14 protein-coding genes are annotated in these 17,845 nt (G+C 60.9%); 5 read left to right on the top strand and 9 right to left on the bottom strand.

Going from position 1 to position 17,845, the window contains the following annotated elements:
* Positions 1-52: 52 nt before the first annotated feature.
* On the bottom strand, positions 53-940 hold the full coding sequence (locus tag ACPFMA_RS00070) for a lysophospholipid acyltransferase (RefSeq protein WP_009401847.1): 888 nt from the start codon (positions 938-940) through the stop codon (positions 53-55).
* Between the two features lie 39 nt (positions 941-979).
* Positions 980-1,531 (bottom strand): DNA-3-methyladenine glycosylase I, encoded by a 552-nt coding sequence (locus tag ACPFMA_RS00065; RefSeq protein WP_425929477.1) that lies wholly within the window; start codon positions 1,529-1,531, stop codon positions 980-982.
* An 82-nt stretch (positions 1,532-1,613) separates the two neighbouring features.
* Between ACPFMA_RS00065 and glyQ the strand changes: the two genes are divergently transcribed.
* The 4 genes from glyQ (at position 1,614) to ACPFMA_RS00045 (ending at position 5,987) form a co-directional block, all read left to right on the top strand.
* Positions 1,614-2,561, top strand: a complete 948-nt coding sequence (glyQ, locus tag ACPFMA_RS00060) for a glycine--tRNA ligase subunit alpha (RefSeq protein ID WP_009401850.1) — start codon at positions 1,614-1,616, stop codon at positions 2,559-2,561.
* Entirely contained in the window at positions 2,558-4,612 is a 2,055-nt protein-coding gene (gene glyS / locus ACPFMA_RS00055; protein WP_420058498.1) for a glycine--tRNA ligase subunit beta, read from the top strand. Before glyQ ends, glyS begins: the two co-directional genes overlap by 4 nt.
* A gap of 3 nt (positions 4,613-4,615) precedes the next feature.
* Positions 4,616-5,149 (top strand): D-glycero-beta-D-manno-heptose 1,7-bisphosphate 7-phosphatase, encoded by a 534-nt coding sequence (gene gmhB, locus ACPFMA_RS00050; protein ID WP_420058497.1) that lies wholly within the window; start codon positions 4,616-4,618, stop codon positions 5,147-5,149.
* A gap of 64 nt (positions 5,150-5,213) precedes the next feature.
* Positions 5,214-5,987, top strand: coding sequence for a lysophospholipid acyltransferase family protein (locus tag ACPFMA_RS00045; RefSeq protein WP_009401853.1), 774 nt, complete (start codon positions 5,214-5,216; stop codon positions 5,985-5,987).
* A gap of 175 nt (positions 5,988-6,162) precedes the next feature.
* Here the strand turns inward: ACPFMA_RS00045 and ACPFMA_RS00040 are convergent, their stop codons facing one another.
* Both ACPFMA_RS00040 and ACPFMA_RS00035 read right to left on the bottom strand, forming a co-directional pair.
* Positions 6,163-7,785, bottom strand: a complete 1,623-nt coding sequence (locus tag ACPFMA_RS00040) for an MFS transporter (protein WP_279899639.1) — start codon at positions 7,783-7,785, stop codon at positions 6,163-6,165.
* Positions 7,786-7,895: 110 nt separating this feature from the next.
* Positions 7,896-9,545, bottom strand: coding sequence for a GMC family oxidoreductase (locus ACPFMA_RS00035; RefSeq protein ID WP_425929476.1), 1,650 nt, complete (start codon positions 9,543-9,545; stop codon positions 7,896-7,898).
* 138 nt (positions 9,546-9,683) lie between these two features.
* On the opposite strand from ACPFMA_RS00035, the gene ACPFMA_RS00030 reads away from it, so the two are divergent.
* Positions 9,684-10,571 carry a LysR family transcriptional regulator gene (locus ACPFMA_RS00030; RefSeq protein WP_064302223.1) on the top strand — a complete coding sequence of 296 codons (888 nt, stop codon included), beginning with the start codon at positions 9,684-9,686 and terminating at the stop codon, positions 10,569-10,571.
* Between the two features lie 23 nt (positions 10,572-10,594).
* Here the strand turns inward: ACPFMA_RS00030 and ACPFMA_RS00025 are convergent, their stop codons facing one another.
* From ACPFMA_RS00025 to dnaA, 5 genes are all read right to left on the bottom strand, one after another.
* Complete coding sequence (locus tag ACPFMA_RS00025) at positions 10,595-11,479, bottom strand: MBL fold metallo-hydrolase (RefSeq protein ID WP_425929475.1); 885 nt, start codon at positions 11,477-11,479, stop codon at positions 10,595-10,597.
* 146 nt (positions 11,480-11,625) lie between these two features.
* On the bottom strand, positions 11,626-14,043 hold the full coding sequence (gene gyrB, locus ACPFMA_RS00020; protein WP_064302152.1) for a DNA topoisomerase (ATP-hydrolyzing) subunit B: 2,418 nt from the start codon (positions 14,041-14,043) through the stop codon (positions 11,626-11,628).
* Positions 14,044-14,047: 4 nt separating this feature from the next.
* The gene (recF, locus tag ACPFMA_RS00015) at positions 14,048-15,151 is read right to left on the bottom strand and encodes a DNA replication/repair protein RecF (RefSeq protein ID WP_009402562.1); all 1,104 of its coding nucleotides are present in this window, start codon (positions 15,149-15,151) and stop codon (positions 14,048-14,050) included.
* A 19-nt stretch (positions 15,152-15,170) separates the two neighbouring features.
* The gene (gene dnaN / locus ACPFMA_RS00010; protein ID WP_075804316.1) at positions 15,171-16,274 is read right to left on the bottom strand and encodes a DNA polymerase III subunit beta; all 1,104 of its coding nucleotides are present in this window, start codon (positions 16,272-16,274) and stop codon (positions 15,171-15,173) included.
* A gap of 35 nt (positions 16,275-16,309) precedes the next feature.
* A complete protein-coding gene (gene dnaA, locus ACPFMA_RS00005) occupies positions 16,310-17,845 on the bottom strand; it encodes a chromosomal replication initiator protein DnaA (protein ID WP_064302154.1) in 1,536 nt (511 codons plus the stop codon).

Genomic DNA, 17,845 nt, shown 5'->3' with positions numbered 1-17,845 from the left:
TCCACCGACGTCATCGCGGGTAAACCCGCTCCCACAGGGTCCGCGTACGCCCTCAATACCAGCGAGCCTCTCCCGCCGGCCGCTTCTTGAAGCGCTTCATGCTCCACATGTACTGGCTCGGATAGGCCCGTACATACTTTTCCACAACCTGGCTCATCGCCGCCGCCGAGGTCTCGGTGTCGGTGCTGTACATCGCCTCCGGCGCCGCTTCCAGAATCACTTTGAAACCACTGCCATCCGGCAAGCGCAGGGCATGCAGGAATACACCCACCGCCTTGCCGCCGGCCAGCATGTTCGGCACGAACTTGCTGGTCAGCGCTTTGGTCCCGAGGAACGGCACGAAGATCCCTGCCGACTCGGCCGGCTCAGGGTCCGCCGGAATGCCTACCTGGCCGCCCTTGCGCACTTCCTTGATGATGCTGAGGATGCCTTCCTTGGTCGAAGGCGCTACGCGGTTGCCCAGTTGCACGCGCTGCTCGCGCAGCAAGTCATCCACAGCCTTCAACTTAGGAGGCCGGTAGAAAATGATCGGTTTGCACTGGCTGCAATAGAAGTGATTGAGCACCTCCCAGTTGCCCAGGTGGCTGGTGATGCCCACCACGCCCTTGCCTGAAGCCAGGGCGTCCTTCAGCACGTCCAGGCCCTCGACCTCACGCACCAGATCGATGGAACGCTGCGCCGGCCAGATCCAGGCGCAGGCGCTTTCGGTAAAGGACTTGCCGATATCCATCAGCGAACGGCCCACCAGCTTCTCGCGTTCGACCGGGTCCATCTCCGGGAAGCACTTGGCCAGGTTGATGCGCACCACCTCGCGCGAACTGTTCGGGACTTTCCACATGATCCAGCCGATGGCCGCACCGACGCGCTGCACGGCGCCCCAAGGCAGCTTGGCAAACAGTCGCAGCGCCCCGACCATCAAGGCGCCCTTGAATTTATCCACAGGCAGGTTCCTCCATACACAAGCCGGGCATTGTACCCGTCAGCGCAGCAGGGCGGCGTATCGATCGCAATCGGTGGTGTGGTCCATGACCATGCCGGTTGCCTGCATGAAGGCGTAGCAGATGGTCGGGCCGACGAACGTGAAGCCGGCTTTCTGCAGGGCCTTGCTCATGGCCTTGGCTTCATCGGTAACCGCCGGCACCTCGCCACGCCCGACGAAGTGATTGATCTTCGGCTGCCCGCCGACGAACGACCAGAGCAGCGCCGCCGGGTCTTCCAGCGCCAGCCAGGCGCGGGCGTTGCGCCGTGCGGCATTGAGCTTGAGGCGGTTGCGGATGATGCCGGGATCAAGCATGCGCTCCTCGATTTCCTCATCGGTCATTTCGGCCAGTCGATGCGGATCGAAGCTGAACATCACCTGGCGATAACGCTCGCGTTTCTTCAACACGGTGATCCAGGAAAGACCGGCCTGGAACCCTTCGAGCAACAGCATTTCGAACAGTTGCCCCGCGTCGCGCTGCGGCGTGCCCCATTCGTGGTCGTGATAAGCCTGGTACAGCGGATCGTCGGTACACCAAAAGCAACGAGGCATAAAGCACCATGGGTAGAGGCAGGGGCGAATCGGGTTATACTCCCGCTCTTTATATTCGCAGCCCTAGAAACAGGTGAATTTCGTGAGCCAGCCTACGCCAGCCGTGCGTACCTTCCAAGACTTGATCCTCGCGCTCCAGCAGTACTGGGCCGAGCAAGGTTGTGTGGTGCTTCAGCCCTACGATATGGAAGTGGGCGCCGGCACTTTTCATACCGCCACGTTTCTGCGCGCCGTAGGCCCTGAGACCTGGAACGCCGCCTATGTCCAGCCAAGCCGTCGCCCGGGCGATGGTCGCTACGGCGAAAACCCCAACCGCCTGCAGCATTACTACCAGTTCCAGGTGGTCCTGAAGCCGAACCCGGCGAACTTCCAGGAGCTGTACCTGGGCTCGCTGAAAGCCATCGGCCTCGACCCGCTGGTCCACGACATCCGTTTCGTCGAAGACAACTGGGAATCGCCGACCCTCGGCGCCTGGGGCCTGGGCTGGGAAATCTGGCTCAACGGCATGGAAGTCACCCAGTTCACCTACTTCCAGCAGGTTGGCGGCATCGAGTGCCTGCCGGTCACCGGCGAGATCACCTACGGTCTCGAGCGCCTGGCCATGTACCTGCAGGGCGTCGATTCGGTGTATGACCTGGTCTGGACCGACGGCCCGTTCGGCAAGGTCACCTACGGCGACGTGTTCCACCAGAACGAAGTGGAGCAGTCGACCTACAACTTCGAGCACGCCAACGTCGAGAAGCTGTTCGAACTGTTCGACTTCTATGAAAGCGAAGCGAACCGCCTGATCGAGCTGGAGCTGCCGCTGCCGACCTACGAAATGGTCCTCAAGGCCTCGCACACCTTCAACCTGCTGGACGCCCGCCGCGCCATCTCGGTGACCGAGCGCCAGCGTTACATCCTGCGCGTGCGCACCCTGGCCCGAGCCGTGGCCCAGAGCTACCTGCAAGCCCGTGCCCGCCTCGGCTTCCCGATGGCAACCCCTGAATTGCGTGATGAAGTGTTGGCCAAGCTGGAGGCTGCGGAATGAGTGCTCAAGATTTCCTGGTTGAACTGGGCACCGAAGAACTGCCACCGAAAGCCCTCGCCAGCCTCGGCGACGCATTCCTTGCCGGCATCGAGAAGGGCCTGCAGGCTGCCGGCCTGAACTACAGCGCCAAGCACGTCTATGCCGCACCCCGCCGCCTGGCCGTTCTGATCCGTGACCTGGATACCCAGCAGCCGGATCGCAGCATCAACGTCGACGGCCCGCCCCGTCAGGCTGCCTTCGACGCCGAAGGCAACCCGACCCAGGCCGCCCTGGGCTTCGCCAAGAAATGCGGTGTCGAGCTGTCCGAGATCGACCAGAGCGGCGCCAAGCTGCGCTTCTCCCAGCATATCCCGGGCAAGGCGACCGCCAGCCTGCTGCCGACCATCGTCGAGGATTCGCTGAACGACCTGCCGATTCCCAAGCGCATGCGCTGGGGTGCCCGCAAGGAAGAGTTCGTGCGTCCGACCCAGTGGCTGGTAATGCTGCTCGGCGACGACGTGGTCGATTGCACCATCCTCGCCCAGAAAGCCGGCCGTGAATCCCGTGGCCACCGCTTCCACCACCCGGAAAACGTGCGCATCTCCGCCCCGGCCAACTACCAGGAAGACCTGCGCAAGGCCTACGTCCTGGCTGATTTCAACGAGCGCCGCGAGCTGATCAGCAAGCGTACCGCCGAGCTGGCCATGCAGCAGGAAGGCACCGCCATCGTGCCGCCGGCGCTGCTGGACGAAGTGACTGCCCTGGTCGAATGGCCAGTGCCGCTGGTGTGCTCGTTCGAAGAGCGCTTCCTCGAAGTGCCGCAGGAAGCCCTGATCACCACCATGCAGGACAACCAGAAGTACTTCTGCCTGCTGGACGTCGACGGCAAGCTGCTGCCGCGCTTCATCACCGTGGCCAACATCGAGAGCCGCGATCCGAAGCAGATCATCGAAGGCAACGAGAAGGTCGTGCGTCCACGCCTGACCGACGCCGAGTTCTTCTTCAAGCAGGACAAGAAGCAGCCGCTGGAAAGCTTCAACGAGCGCCTGCAAAACGTGGTGTTCCAGGCCCAGCTGGGCAGCGTCTTCGACAAGGCCGAGCGCGTCGGCAAGCTGGCCGCATTCATCGCCGGCAAGATCGGTGGCGATCCGCAGCGTGCTGCGCGTGCCGGCCTGCTGTCGAAGTGCGACCTGGCTACCGAAATGGTTGGCGAATTCCCCGAAATGCAGGGTGTCGCCGGTTATTACTACGCACTCAACGACGGCGAGCCGGAAGACGTCGCCCTGGCCCTGAACGAGCAGTACATGCCGCGCGGCGCCGGTGCCGAACTGCCGTCGACCCTGACCGGCGCAGCCGTGGCCATCGCCGACAAGCTCGATACCCTGGTCGGTATCTTCGGCATCGGCATGCTGCCAACCGGCTCCAAGGACCCGTACGCACTGCGTCGCGCGGCCCTGGGCGTGCTGCGCATCCTGATCGAGAAACAGCTCGACCTGGACCTGACCGACGCGGTGAACGTCGCCGTCGAGCAGTTCGGTGCCAAGGTCAAGGCCGCCGGCCTGGCCGAGCAGGTGCTGGAGTTCATCTTCGACCGCCTGCGTGCGCGTTATGAAGACGAAGGCATCGACGTCGCCACCTACCTGTCCGTGCGTGCCCTGAAGCCGGGCTCCGCCCTGGACTTCGACCAGCGCGTGCAGGCCGTCCAGGCCTTCCGCAAGTTGCCGGAGGCCGAGGCACTGGCCGCGGTGAACAAGCGCGTATCGAACCTGCTGAGCAAGTTCGAAGGCACCATCGCCAGCACTGTCGAGCCGAAGTACTTCGACAACGCCAACGAGTTCTCGCTGTACTCGGCGATCCAGCAGGCCGACCAGGCCGTGCAGCCGATGGCCGCCTCGCGCCAGTACGCCGAATCGCTGGCACGCCTGGCCGCCCTGCGCGAGCCTGTGGATGCGTTCTTCGAAGCGGTGATGGTCAATGCCGAGGACGCCAGCGTGCGGGCCAACCGTTATGCCCTGCTCAGCCGCCTGCGCGGTCTGTTCCTGGGCGTGGCCGATATCTCGCTGCTGGGGTAAGCCTTGAAACTGCTGATTCTCGATCGTGACGGGGTGATCAACCAGGACTCCGACGCCTACATCAAGTCGCTGGACGAGTGGATTCCGATCCCCGGCTCGATCGAGGCCATCGCGCAGTTGAGCAAGGCCGGCTGGACGGTGGCGGTCGCCACCAACCAGTCCGGCATCGCTCGTGGCTATTACCCGCTGTCGACCCTCGACGCCATGCACGCCCGTCTGCGCGAGCTGGTGGCCGGTCTTGGTGGCGAGGTCGGCCTGATCGTCCACTGCCCACACGGGCCGGATGACGGCTGCGATTGCCGCAAACCCAAGCCCGGCATGCTGCGCGAGATTGCCGCACATTACCGGGTCGAGCTGACCGGCGTGTGGTTCGTCGGCGACAGCAAGGGTGACCTGGAGGCCGCGCTGACCGTCGATGCACAACCGGTCCTGGTGCGTACCGGCAAAGGCGAGAAGACCCTCGCCAAAGGCGTACCACCGGATACACTGGTCTTCGATGACCTGGCCGCCATCGCCAGAACACTTATCCACACCTGACGCGCCGGCCCTTGCGGGCGCGTTCTTACTTCGAGCGGGCACGCCCGCAACGGTACACGCTGCTATGTCGATCCTGCAGGCGATCAGAATTTTCCTGTTCTATGTGCTGCTGGGGACCAGTTCGCTGCTCTGGTGCTCGCTGAGCTTCTTTGTCGCACCGTTCATGTCGTTCCCGGTGCGCTATCGCTTCATCAATGTCTACTGGTGCCGCTTCGCGCTGGTGCTGGTACGTGTATTCCTCGGTATCAAGGTCAAGGTGACCGGCGCCGAGAACATCCCCGAGCGGCCTTGTGTGATCGTGTCCAATCACCAAAGCACCTGGGAGACGTTCTTCCTTTCTGCCTATTTCCAACCCTTGAGCCAGGTGCTCAAGCGCGAATTGCTGTTCGTGCCGTTCTTCGGCTGGGCCATGGCCATGCTGCGGCCTATCGCCATCGACCGGGACAACCCGAAGGTCGCGCTGAAACAGGTCGCGAGCAAGGGCGACGAGCTGCTCAAGCAGAATGTCTGGGTGCTGATCTTCCCGGAAGGCACCCGCGTGCCTTTCGGTCAGGTCGGCAAGTTCTCCCGCAGTGGCGCAGCCTTGGCAGTGAACGCCAACCTGCCGGTGCTGCCAATTGCTCATAACGCCGGCAAGTTCTGGCCGAAAGAGGGTTGGGGCAAGCGTTCCGGCACCATCGAGGTGGTTATCGGCCAGCCGATGTGGGCCGAGGGCTCCGGCCCGCGGGCCATCGCAGAGCTGAACGACCGCGCTGCAGCGTGGAACGAACAGACCCAGCGCGACCTGGGTTCGCTGCCGCCACAAGCCACCACCAGCGAAACTGCCTCGGTGGCCTGAGGCGATCTGTGGATAACTTGTTGACAATATTTGGATGACCCGTGAAAAACGAATGCAACTTGCTGATATTCATACATATTTCTGGGTATGAAGGTTTCATGTAAATCGTGCATAAGTTTTTTCGCGGAATTAAAAAACCGGCTTTTAAGCCGGTTTTTTTGCGCATGTGATCAGCTCAGATCTTGTCGATATCCACATCCCGGGTTTCTTTCAGGCAGAACAGACCTACCACCAAGCTGACCCCGGTAATCAGTACCGGATACCACAGTCCGTAGAAGATATCCCCGGTGTATACCACCAGGGCGAAGGATACGGTTGGCAGGAATCCGCCGAACCAGCCATTGCCGATGTGATAGGGCAGGGACATCGACGTATAGCGGATGCGGGTCGGGAACAGCTCGACCATCACCGCCGCCAGCGGGCCGTAGGTCATGGTGGCGATCAGGATCATCACCACGATCAGCAGGACCACCATCGGCTGGTTGACGTTGGCAGCCTCGGCCTTGGCCGGGTAGCCGGCCTTGTCGATGGCGGCACGCAAGGCTGCTTCGTCGAAGCCGTCGATGCGCTGCTCGCCAACGGTCACCGCCACGGCACTGCCGGCTGGCAGGGCTTGCGAGCTGTAGGGAAGGCCCTGCTTGACCAGGAAGGTCTTCACCTTGTCGCACGGGCTGTCGAAGCGTGCCTTACCCACAGGGTCGAACTGGAACGTGCAACCGGCCGGATCTGCGAGTACCACGATAGGCGCCTGGCGGCTGGCGGCGTCGATCTGCGGATTGGCGTAATGACTCAGGGCCTTGAACAGCGGGAAGTACAGGACGGTAGCCAGCAGCAGGCCAATCATCAGGATCGGCTTGCGCCCCACGCGGTCCGACAGCCAACCGAAGAAGACGAAGAACGGCGCGCCGATCACCACGCTGATGATCAACAGCGAGTTGGCCTGGGCCGGGTCCATCTTGAGCATCTGGGTCATGAAGAACAGCACGTAGAACTGGGCGGTGTAGAAGGTCACGGCCTGTCCGGCGTTGATGCTGAACAGCGCGGTCAGTACCACCTTCAGGTTCGGCCAGGAGGTGAACGACTCGCGGATCGGTGATTTGCTCACCTTGCCCTGGGCCTTCATTTTCACGAAGGCAGGCGATTCGTGCATGCTCATGCGGATCCAGGTAGAGATCGCCAGCAGCACGATGGAAAGCAGGAATGGCAAGCGCCAGCCCCAGGTTTCGAACTGGTCGCCACTGATATACCGACTGCCTAGTACCACGATCAGCGAAAGCAGCAGGCCGAGCGTGGCGGTGGACTGGATGAACCCGGTATGGAAACCGCGCTTGCCGGGTGGCGCGTGCTCGGCCACATAGGTAGCCGCGCCGCCGTATTCGCCCCCCAGCGCCAGGCCCTGGAGCATGCGCAGCACTACCAGGATGATTGGCGCAGCGATGCCGATGCTGGCATAGGTGGGTAGCAGGCCGACAGCGAAGGTCGACAGGCCCATGAGCACAATGGTCACCAGGAAGGTGTACTTGCGCCCGATCATGTCACCGAGGCGACCGAATACCAGGGCACCGAAAGGCCTGACCAGGAAGCCTGCGGCAAAGGCCATCAGCGCGAAGATGAACGCCGTGGTGTCGTTGACCCCGGCGAAGAATTGCTTGCTGATAACCGCGGCCAGGGCCCCGTAGAGAAAAAAGTCATACCACTCGAAAACCGTCCCGAGGGATGACGCGAAAATTATCTTGCGCTCTTCGCGACGGCTGTTGGCCGTCGTGGTTGCGCCCTGTTGCTGGAGGGTGTCCGACATCGTGCTGTCCTCGGCCCCGTCGTTGGGGGCACAGTGATTATTGTTGTTGTCCACTGTCGACACCGGTCGACTGCTGCCGGTGTCACTCTTGCGCGCCGCCCGGGCAAGGCTCAGGGCGTCGTTATCGTTGCTCGGTCACTACGCTTGCCGGCGGCCTCATGGCCCTGGCGAATCAGTTGCGCGGCCTTCTCCGCGATCATCAATGTGGGGGAACAGGTGTTGCCGGACACTATGTTCGGCATGATCGAGGCATCGGCGACCCGCAGGCCAGGTACTCCATGCACTCGCAATTGTGCGTCCACCACATCCAGCGGACCGCTGCCCATGCGGCAGGTTCCGGCCGGGTGGAAGATCGTGGTGCCGATCTGGCCGGCGGCCTTTTGCAGTTCTTCTTCGCTATCCAGCGCTGCGCCCGGCAGGTATTCCCTGGGCGAGAAGGGCGCCAGGGCAGGGGAAGCGACGATGGCGCGGGTCAGGCGGATGGCTTGGGCGGCAACCTTGAGGTCTTCGGCTGCGCTGAGGTAGTTGGGGTCGATCATCGGCGCCACGGACGGATCGGCGGAGCGGATATCCACACGCCCGCGGCTGACCGGGCGCAGGTTGCACACCGAGGCGGTGAACGCGGCGAAGCGGTGCAGCGGTTCCCCGAAGCGGTCCAGTGACAGCGGCTGGACGTGATACTGCAGGTTGGCCGAGGTCTGCTCCGGACCACTGCGCACGAAGGCCCCCAATTGACTCGGCGCCATCGCCAGTGGTCCGCTGCGGTCATAGAGATAACGCAGGCCCATGCCCATCTTGCCGAACAGGCTGTTGGCAACCTGGTTGAGGGTGCGCACGTTATCCACCTGGTAGATCAGGCGCAGTTGCAGATGGTCCTGGAGATTACCGCCGACGCCCGGCAGTTCGTGCTGTACGCCGATGCCCAGGCGTTCGAGCAACGGCCGCGGACCGATGCCGGAGCGCTGCAGGATGCCCGGTGATCCTACGGAGCCGGCGCACAGCAGTATCTCGCGACGGGCGCGGAAATCCTGCCACTGGCCCTCCCGACGTCCCCGTACCGCCGCCGCACGACCGTTCTCGAGGAGCACCCGATCGACTTCGACACCGGTGAGCACGTCGAGGTTGGGACGGTCAGCGACAGGACGCAGGAAGGCTTTGGACGCGTTCCAGCGCACGCCGGATTTCTGGTTGACCTGGAAGTATCCACAACCCTGGTTATCGCCACCGTTGAAGTCATCGACGCTGGCAATACCCTGCTGGGCCGCAGCCTCGCGAAAGGCGTCGAGGATCGGCCAGGAATAACGCTGCCGTTCCACCCGCCACTCGCCTTCGCTGCCATGTATGTCCGAAGCGCCAGCAAAGTGCTTTTCGCTGGTCTTGAACAGCGGCAGCACATCCTTCCACGCCCAGCCTGGGTTGCCTTCCTCTGCCCAACGATCGTAATCGCCGGCCTGACCGCGCATATAGATCATGCCGTTGATCGACGAACAGCCACCCAGGACCTTGCCCCTCGGATAGCCAAGGCTGCGCCCGGTAAGGCCAGGCTGGTTCTCGGTCTTGAAGCACCAGTCGGTGCGGGGATTGCCGATGCAGTAGAGGTAGCCCACCGGAATATGAATCCAGGGGTAGTTGTCGCGACCTCCCGCTTCAAGCAGGGCGACACGGCAACCGGGATCGGCGGAAAGCCGGTTGGCCAGCAGGCAGCCAGCCGGGCCGGCGCCAACAATGACGTAGTCGTAGGACAGTTCGGCTGATGGCATTTCAAACCTCTCGCCTGATTTTTATTCTTGTCTTGCCTCAGTGTTGTTGATTACTTTCGAGTTGAAAACGAGAGATTTCACTCAACCGTTGTGCGTTTTAGCACAGCGCCAACGAGGCCAGCGATGAATGGGACCAACATGTTCGACTGGAATGATCTGCGGTTTTTTCTCGAACTCCAGCGCAGCGGCCGCCTGCTGACCGCCGCCAAGCGCCTCAACACCACCCACAGTACCGTGGCCCGGCATATCGAGAATATCGAGCAGAGTTTAGGCACGGCGCTGTTCGTCCAGCATGCCCAGGGCTATGAACTGACCCCATCCGGGCAGGCTCTGCTCAAGCATGCGGAGGCGATGGAGAACGTCGCGCTGCTGGCGCAGGAGGAGATCACCCAGGCAATTACGCCGCTCGGCAAGATTCGCCTGGGGGTCACCGAAGGCATCGGTATCGTATTCTTCACTCCACGACTGAGCGGGTTGTTCGAACGTTATCCGGGCCTGGAGGTAGAGCTGGTGGCGGTGCCACGCTTCGTCAGCATCATCAACCGCGAGGCGGAAATCAGCATTCACCTTGAGCGGCCCAACGCCGATCTGCTGATCACCCGCAAGCTCACCGACTATCGCCTGGCGCTCTATGCCAGCCGCGAGTACCTGGCCCGGGCGCCCGCCCTCAACAGCCGCGAGGACCTCGCTCGGCACAGCTGGATCGGCTATGTCGATGACCTGCTGTTCAGCCAGGAATTGCTGTTCCTGCACAGCTTCTGCCGGGCGCCGAACGTGGTGTTCCGCAGCACCAGTGTGATCGCCCAGCAGCATGCTGCTCGGGCGGGGTTGGGTATTGCGGTGTTGCCTAACTACATGGCCCGGCACGACCCTGGACTGGTGCGCATCCTGCCCAGCGAAACCATCCAGCGCAGCTACTGGATCAGTACCCGCCGCGAGCTGCACAAGTCCGTACGCCTGCGGGTGGTCTGGGATTACTTGCTGGCGCTGTGTGCCGAGGAGCAGGGCGAGCTATTGGCCGAATAGGATGTAACGATGCGAAAGCGTATCTACAGAACGTTGATCGGGATCTTCAGGTAGCTGACGCCGTTTTCCTCGGGTTCGGGAAACTGGCCGCAGCGCATGTTGATTTGTACCGAAGGCAACATCAGTACGGGCATCTCGAGAGTGGCATCACGGGCCTGGCGCATGGCGGCGAAGTCATCCTCGCTGATGCCGTCACGAATATGGATGTTGCTGGCGCGTTGCTCGGCGACCGTGGTCATGTAGCGCAATTCGCGGCCACCGGGCAGATAGTCGTGGCACATGAACAGCCGGGTATGGGCGGGAAGGGCAAGAATGCGCTGGATGGAGCGGAACAGGGTACGCGCATCGGCACCGGGGAAGTCGCAGCGGGCAGTGCCGTAGTCGGGCATGAACAGGGTGTCACCGACGAAAGCCACCGTCTCGTCTCCGGCTTCGACCAGGTAGGTCATGCAGGCTTGGGTATGACCGGGCGTATGCAGTGCTCGCGCCCTCAAGCCACCGATGGTGAATGTACTGTCGTCGCCGAACAGCACATCGAACTGGCTACCGTCCCGAGCGAAACCGGGACCGGCATTGAACAGGGCGCCAAAGGTTTTCTGCACTTGGGTGATATTGCTACCGATGGCCAACTGTCCGCCCAGTGCCTGTTTAAGGTAGGCCGCTGCCGATAGGTGATCGGCGTGGACATGAGTTTCAAGAATCCACTGCACGCTGGCGCCGAGTTCGCGGACCCGGTCGATCAGCCTATCGGCACTATGGGTATCGGTGCGTCCAGACTTGGGATCGTAGTCGAGAACACTGTCAATCAGGGCGCAGTGTCGGGTTTCGTCATCCATCACCAGGTAGCTGATGGTCCAGGTCGCACTGCCGAACAGTGCCTCCACATATAGGTTACCGCCGATGATCATCGTCCTTTCTCCAGATACATCCCATTCAAGGGACCTGGGCGTAAGCGATGTTCCACGTGGAACAGGTTAAATTTCCTGGCACAAACGAAGAAGGCCAACCCAGAGGGTTGGCCTTCTTCGTTACTTTGCCGATTTATCCCCGACTATCAGAAGTCTAGGTTAGCCACCGACAGCGCGTTGCTTTCGATGAACTCGCGGCGAGGTTCCACCGCATCGCCCATCAGGGTGTTGAAGATCTGATCGGCAGCGATCGCGTCTTCGATGGTGACCTTGAGCATGCGACGCACGGCCGGGTCCATGGTGGTTTCCCACAGCTGGTCCGGGTTCATCTCGCCAAGACCTTTGTATCGCTGGATGGTGTGGCGCTTGGTGCTTTCGGCCATCAACCAGTCCAGACCTTCCTTGAACTCGTTGATCGCTTTCTTGCGCTCACCGCGCTGCACGTAGGCGCCTTCTTCCAGCAACGACGCCAGCTGAGCACCGAGCGCGGTGACAGTGCGGTAATCGTTGCTGCCGAAGAAGTCACGGTTGAAGGTGACATAGCTGGCCAGGCCATGGGAGGTGATTTCCACTTCCGGCAACCAGATATTGCGCTCACGGTCTTCACGCAGGCTGGTCTTGTACAGCAGACCAGACTTCTCGACGCCGTTCAGGCGCTCCTGGAACTTGTCCAGCCACTCCTGCATCGCGGCCTGGTTGGACAGCTGCTCCACGGAAACCGCCGGCAGGTACAGGAAGTGCTCGGTCAGCTCCTGTGGATAAAGGCGCGACAGGCGCTTCAGGGTTTTCATCACGCCACGGAATTCATTGACCAAGGCTTCCAGCGCCGGGCCGGAAATCGCCGGGGCAGACTCGTTCAGGTACAGGGCAGCGTCCTCGAGGGCCGACTGGGTCATGTATTCTTCCATGGCCTCGTCGTCCTTGATGTACTGTTCCTGCTTGCCCTTCTTGACCTTGTACAGCGGCGGCTGGGCGATGTAGATGTAGCCGCGCTCGACCAGCTCAGGCAACTGACGGAAGAAGAAGGTCAGCAGCAGGGTACGGATGTGCGAACCGTCGACGTCAGCATCGGTCATGATGATGATGTTGTGATAGCGCAGCTTCTCGATGTTGTACTCTTCGCGCCCGATACCGCAGCCGAGGGCGGTGATCAGGGTGCCGACTTCCTGCGAGGAGATCATCTTGTCGAAACGGGCCTTTTCGACGTTGAGGATCTTGCCTTTCAACGGCAGGATGGCCTGGGTCTTGCGGTTACGACCCTGCTTGGCCGATCCACCTGCGGAGTCACCCTCCACCAGGTAGAGTTCGGAAAGGGCAGGGTCCTTCTCCTGGCAATCCGCCAGTTTGCCCGGCAGGCCGGCGATATCCAGTGCACCTTTGCGGCGGGTCATTTCACGGGCTTTGCGCGCCGCTTCACGGGCACGGGCAGCGTCGATCATCTTGCCAACAACGGCCTTGGCTTCGTTCGGGTTTTCCAGGAGGAAGTCGGAGAAGTACTTGCCCATCTCCTGTTCCACGGCAGTCTTCACTTCCGAGGAAACCAGCTTGTCCTTGGTTTGCGAACTGAACTTCGGATCCGGCACCTTGACCGAGATGATCGCGGTCAGACCTTCACGGGCATCGTCACCGGTAGTCGCGACCTTGTTCTTCTTGGCCAGACCTTCCTGCTCGATGTAGTTGTTCAGGTTACGGGTCAGGGCGGAGCGGAAGCCAACCAGGTGGGTACCGCCGTCGCGCTGCGGGATGTTGTTGGTAAAGCACAGCAGGTTTTCGTTGAAGCTATCGTTCCACTGCAGGGCGATCTCCACACCTACACCATCTTCACGCTGGACGCTGAAGTGGAAAACCTGGTTCACCGGAGTCTTGTTGGTGTTCAGGTATTCAACGAATGCACGCAGGCCACCTTCATAACGGAAGAACTCTTCCTTGCCTGCACGCTCGTCCTTCAGCTGGATACCGACGCCGGAGTTCAGGAAGGAAAGTTCACGAATCCGCTTGGCCAGGATGTCCCAGCTGAAGTGGATGTTCTTGAAGGTTTCAGCCGAAGGCTTGAAGTGAATCTGGGTACCAGTGGTTTCACTTTCGCCAACAATTTTCATCGGCGCTTGTGGAACACCGTGAACGTAGACCTGCTCCCAGATCTTGCCGCTGCGGCGAACGGTCAGGGTCAGTTCTTCGGAGAGGGCGTTTACTACCGAGACACCTACGCCGTGCAGACCACCGGAAACCTTGTAGGAGTTGTCGTCGAACTTACCGCCGGCGTGGAGAACGGTCATGATGACCTCTGCCGCGGAGACCCCTTCCTCTTTATGCACATCGACCGGAATGCCGCGACCGTTGTCGCGCACGGTGATGGATTCGTCAGGGTGAATGATTACGGTGATGTCGTCGCAATGGCCGGCGAGGGCTTCGTCGATCGAGTTGTCGACCACCTCGAACACCATGTGGTGCAGGCCGCTACCATCATCGGTGTCGCCAATGTACATACCGGGACGTTTGCGTACGGCATCAAGCCCTTTCAGCACCTTGATGCTGGAGGAGTCGTACGTTTGATTTTCGCTCATGCCTTCACTCCCGATGGTCGTGGGTCTGGGTGATACGGCCCTGTTCCACGTGGAACAAAGCAACCGGCGTATCCGTCTGCCAGCCTTCCCTCAGTAATTCGTGATCTACACAGGTGATAAACACCTGGCAGCGTAAGTCTTCCAGCAAGCGGCACAGCGCACGACGGTGTTGCTCATCCAGCTCGGACGGCAAGTCATCCACCAGGTAAATACACTGACCGCGGCGCGCCTGGCTGACCAGGTGTCCTTGGGCGATACGCAACGCGCAAACCACCAACTTCTGCTGGCCGCGGGACAGAATGTCCGCAGCATTGTTCGCACCCAGCCGGAGGCGTAAATCTGCGCGTTGCGGACCAGCCTGGGTATGCCCCATCTGCTGGTCACGTTGAAGAGAGGCCGCGAGCACGTCGATAAGCTCCCGGTCCTTGTCCCAGCCTCGGTAATAGCTGAGGGTAAGCCCCTCCAGCTCCAGCAATTCGCTGAGGATCTGCTCGAAGACAGGCTTCAACGCTTTGATGTAATTACGGCGATATTCGTCGATTTCAGCACTGGCCAGGGACAATTCACGGTCCCAGGCCGCTTGCGAAACGGCGTCAAGTGTACCATGCCGGAGCCAGGAGTTTCGCTGCCGCAGCGCCTTCTGCAGTCGTTGCCAAGTTCCCATAAAGCGGGGTTCCACGTGGAACACTCCCCAATCGAGGAACTGGCGACGGATCTTCGGCGCACCTTCAAGCAGGCGGAAACTATCTGGATTGATCAGCTGCAACGGCAGGATTTCTGCAAGTTGCGCGGTACCACGGGCATTCTGCCCGTCGATACGGATGGTGAAATCTCCCTGGCGTTCTCGGGATACACCAAGATTGCTCGATGCGCCGTCTCCTAGTGCCACCTGGCCAAAAACCGTACAGACGGCTTCTTCATACTGGATGACAGGGTTCAGTCGGGTGCTACGGAATGAACGAGCCAGCCCCAACAGGTGAATGGCCTCCAGCACGCTGGTTTTACCACTGCCATTGGCACCGTAGAGGATGTTGATACGCGGGGAGGGTGAGAAGGTCACCGGGTGCAGGTTACGCACCGCGGTGACAGAGACACGACTGAGGGACATCTAGAATTGTCTGGAAAGATTACAGACGCATCGGCATGACGACATAGGAGGAGTCATCATTGTCCGCTTCCTGCAGCAGCGCGCTGCTGTTGGAGTCGGACAGGATCAGACGAACCTGCTCGGTAGTCATTACGCCCAGCACGTCCAGCAGATAGCTGACGTTGAAGCCGATCTCCAGCGAAGCGCCGTTGTAGTCAACGCTGATCTCTTCTTCCGCTTCTTCCTGCTCAGGGTTGTTCGCCTGGATTTTCAACTGGCCAGCGGCCAGCTGAAGACGGATGCCACGGTACTTCTCGTTGGACAGGATCGCGGTCCGGCTGAAAGCCTCACGCAATGCCTGGCGGTCGCCCAGCACCAGTTTGTCGCCGCCTTTCGGCAGCACACGCTCGTAATCAGGGAACTTGCCGTCCACCAGTTTCGAGGTAAAGGTGAACTCACCGGTAGTGGCGCGAATGTGATGCTGACCCAGGACGATGCTGACAGTGCCATCCGGCTCGGTGAGCAGGCGTGCCAGCTCGAGGATACCTTTGCGCGGCACGATCACCTGGTGACGGTCGGCCTGACCGATGTCGGCGCTCATAGAGCACATGGCCAGACGGTGACCGTCAGTGGCAACTGCACGCAGGGTACCTGTGGATACTTCCAGCAGCATGCCGTTGAGGTAGTAGCGCACGTCCTGCTGGGCCATGGCGAAGCTGGTGCGTTCGATCAGGCGACGCAAGCGGCTTTGCTCCAGGGTGCAGGTCAGCGAGCCCGGACCTTCTTCCACGGTCGGGAAGTCGTTGGCTGGCAGTGTCGAAAGGGTAAAGCGGCTACGACCGGCCTTGACCAGCAGCTTCTGCTCGTCGACCTTGATATCGATCAGCGCATCGTTCGGCAGGCTTTTGCAGATATCCATCAGCTTGCGCGCAGGTACGGTGATCTCGCCAGGCTCGGCCGGCTCTTCCAGTTGGACGCGGCCGACCAGTTCGACTTCGAGGTCGGTACCGGTCAGTGATAACTGCTGACCCTGGACCACCAGCAGTACGTTGGACAGTACCGGCAAGGTCTGGCGGCGCTCGACGACGCCTGCGACCAGTTGCAGGGGTTTCAACAGGGCTTCGCGTTGAATGGTGAAATGCATGGTCTAGTCCCTTGCCTTGAAAAGCTGCGCTGACATCAGGTCGTCAGGGTCCGCAGCAGGTTCTTGTAATCCTCGCGGATATCCGCGTCGGATTCCTTGAGTTCGTTGATCTTGCGGCAGGCGTGCAGCACGGTGGTGTGGTCACGGCCGCCGAATACATCGCCGATTTCCGGCAGACTGTGGTTGGTCAATTCCTTGGACAGGGCCATGGCAACCTGCCGTGGGCGAGCCACCGAACGCGAGCGACGTTTGGACAACAGATCGGAAATCTTGATCTTGTAGTACTCGGCGACGGTGCGCTGGATGTTATCCACACTGACCAGTTTGTCCTGCAGCGCCAGCAAATCCTTCAGCGATTCACGAATCAGTTCGATGGTGATATCGCGGCCCATGAAGTGGGAGTGGGCGATTACACGCTTAAGTGCACCTTCGAGTTCGCGAACGTTGGAACGAATGCGCTGGGCAATGAAAAACGCGGCGTCATGCGGCAGCTCGACCTTGGCCTGGTCGGCCTTCTTCATCAGGATCGCAACACGGGTTTCCAGCTCGGGCGGCTCGACCGCTACGGTCAAGCCCCAGCCGAAGCGTGATTTCAATCGCTCTTCCAGGCCTTCGATCTCCTTGGGATAACGGTCGCTGGTGAGAATCACCTGCTGGCCGCCTTCAAGAAGGGCATTGAAGGTGTGGAAAAACTCTTCCTGGGAACGCTCCTTGCGAGCGAAGAACTGGATGTCGTCGATCAGCAAGGCGTCCACGGAACGATAGAAACGCTTGAACTCGTTGATCGCATTGAGCTGCAACGCCTTGACCATGTCCGCGACAAAGCGCTCGGAATGCAGGTAGACAACCTTGGCGTTGGGGTTCTTCTTGAGCAGATGGTTACCCACGGCATGCATCAAGTGGGTCTTACCCAAGCCTACGCCCCCATAAAGGAAGAGCGGGTTGTAGCCGTGCTTGGGATTGTCCGCCACCTGCCAGGCTGCGGCACGGGCCAGCTGGTTGGATTTACCTTCCACGAAGTTTTCGAAGGTAAAGGTCCGGTTGAGGTAGCTGGTGTGCTTGAGTGCACCTTCGACCTGCACGGTACGCTGTTCCGAACGACCGTTGGCGGCAACGGGGGCAGTGGCCGGAGCGTCGCCCCCCATCGCATCGAAGCTTTCCCGGGACGGCGCTTCTTCCATTGCAGGCTCGGCAACAGGCGCAGAAGGGGCGTGGTTGACCGGCTCGCTGACGGCTGGCGCCGGTGCAACCTTGGCTGCCGCGGCCTGGGAAGCAGCCACGGCAGCTGCGAGCGGTGCGTTGGGTGCTGCACGCGGAGCCGAGCTGCGACGGCTGCCTATTAATAAGGAGAGCGCCGGCACGGAACCGTTGCCGTGTTCACCGAGCAGTTCCAGCAAGCGGCCCAGGTACTTTTCATTGACCCAGTCGAGTACGAAACGGTTAGGCGCGTAGACGCGCAACTCGTCGCCTTCGGCTTCGACTTGTAGCGGACGGATCCAGGTATTGAATTGCTGGGTAGGCAGCTCATCGCGCAGAAGCTCCACGCACTGCTGCCAAAGTTCCACTGACAC

It is taken from the genome of Pseudomonas sp. NyZ201 (genome assembly GCF_049860765.1).
GTDB classification, from domain to species: Bacteria; Pseudomonadota; Gammaproteobacteria; order Pseudomonadales; family Pseudomonadaceae; genus Aquipseudomonas; species Aquipseudomonas bharatica.
The sequence above is the reverse complement of the archived record's forward strand: the minus strand, read 5'-3'. Positions and strand labels throughout refer to the sequence as shown.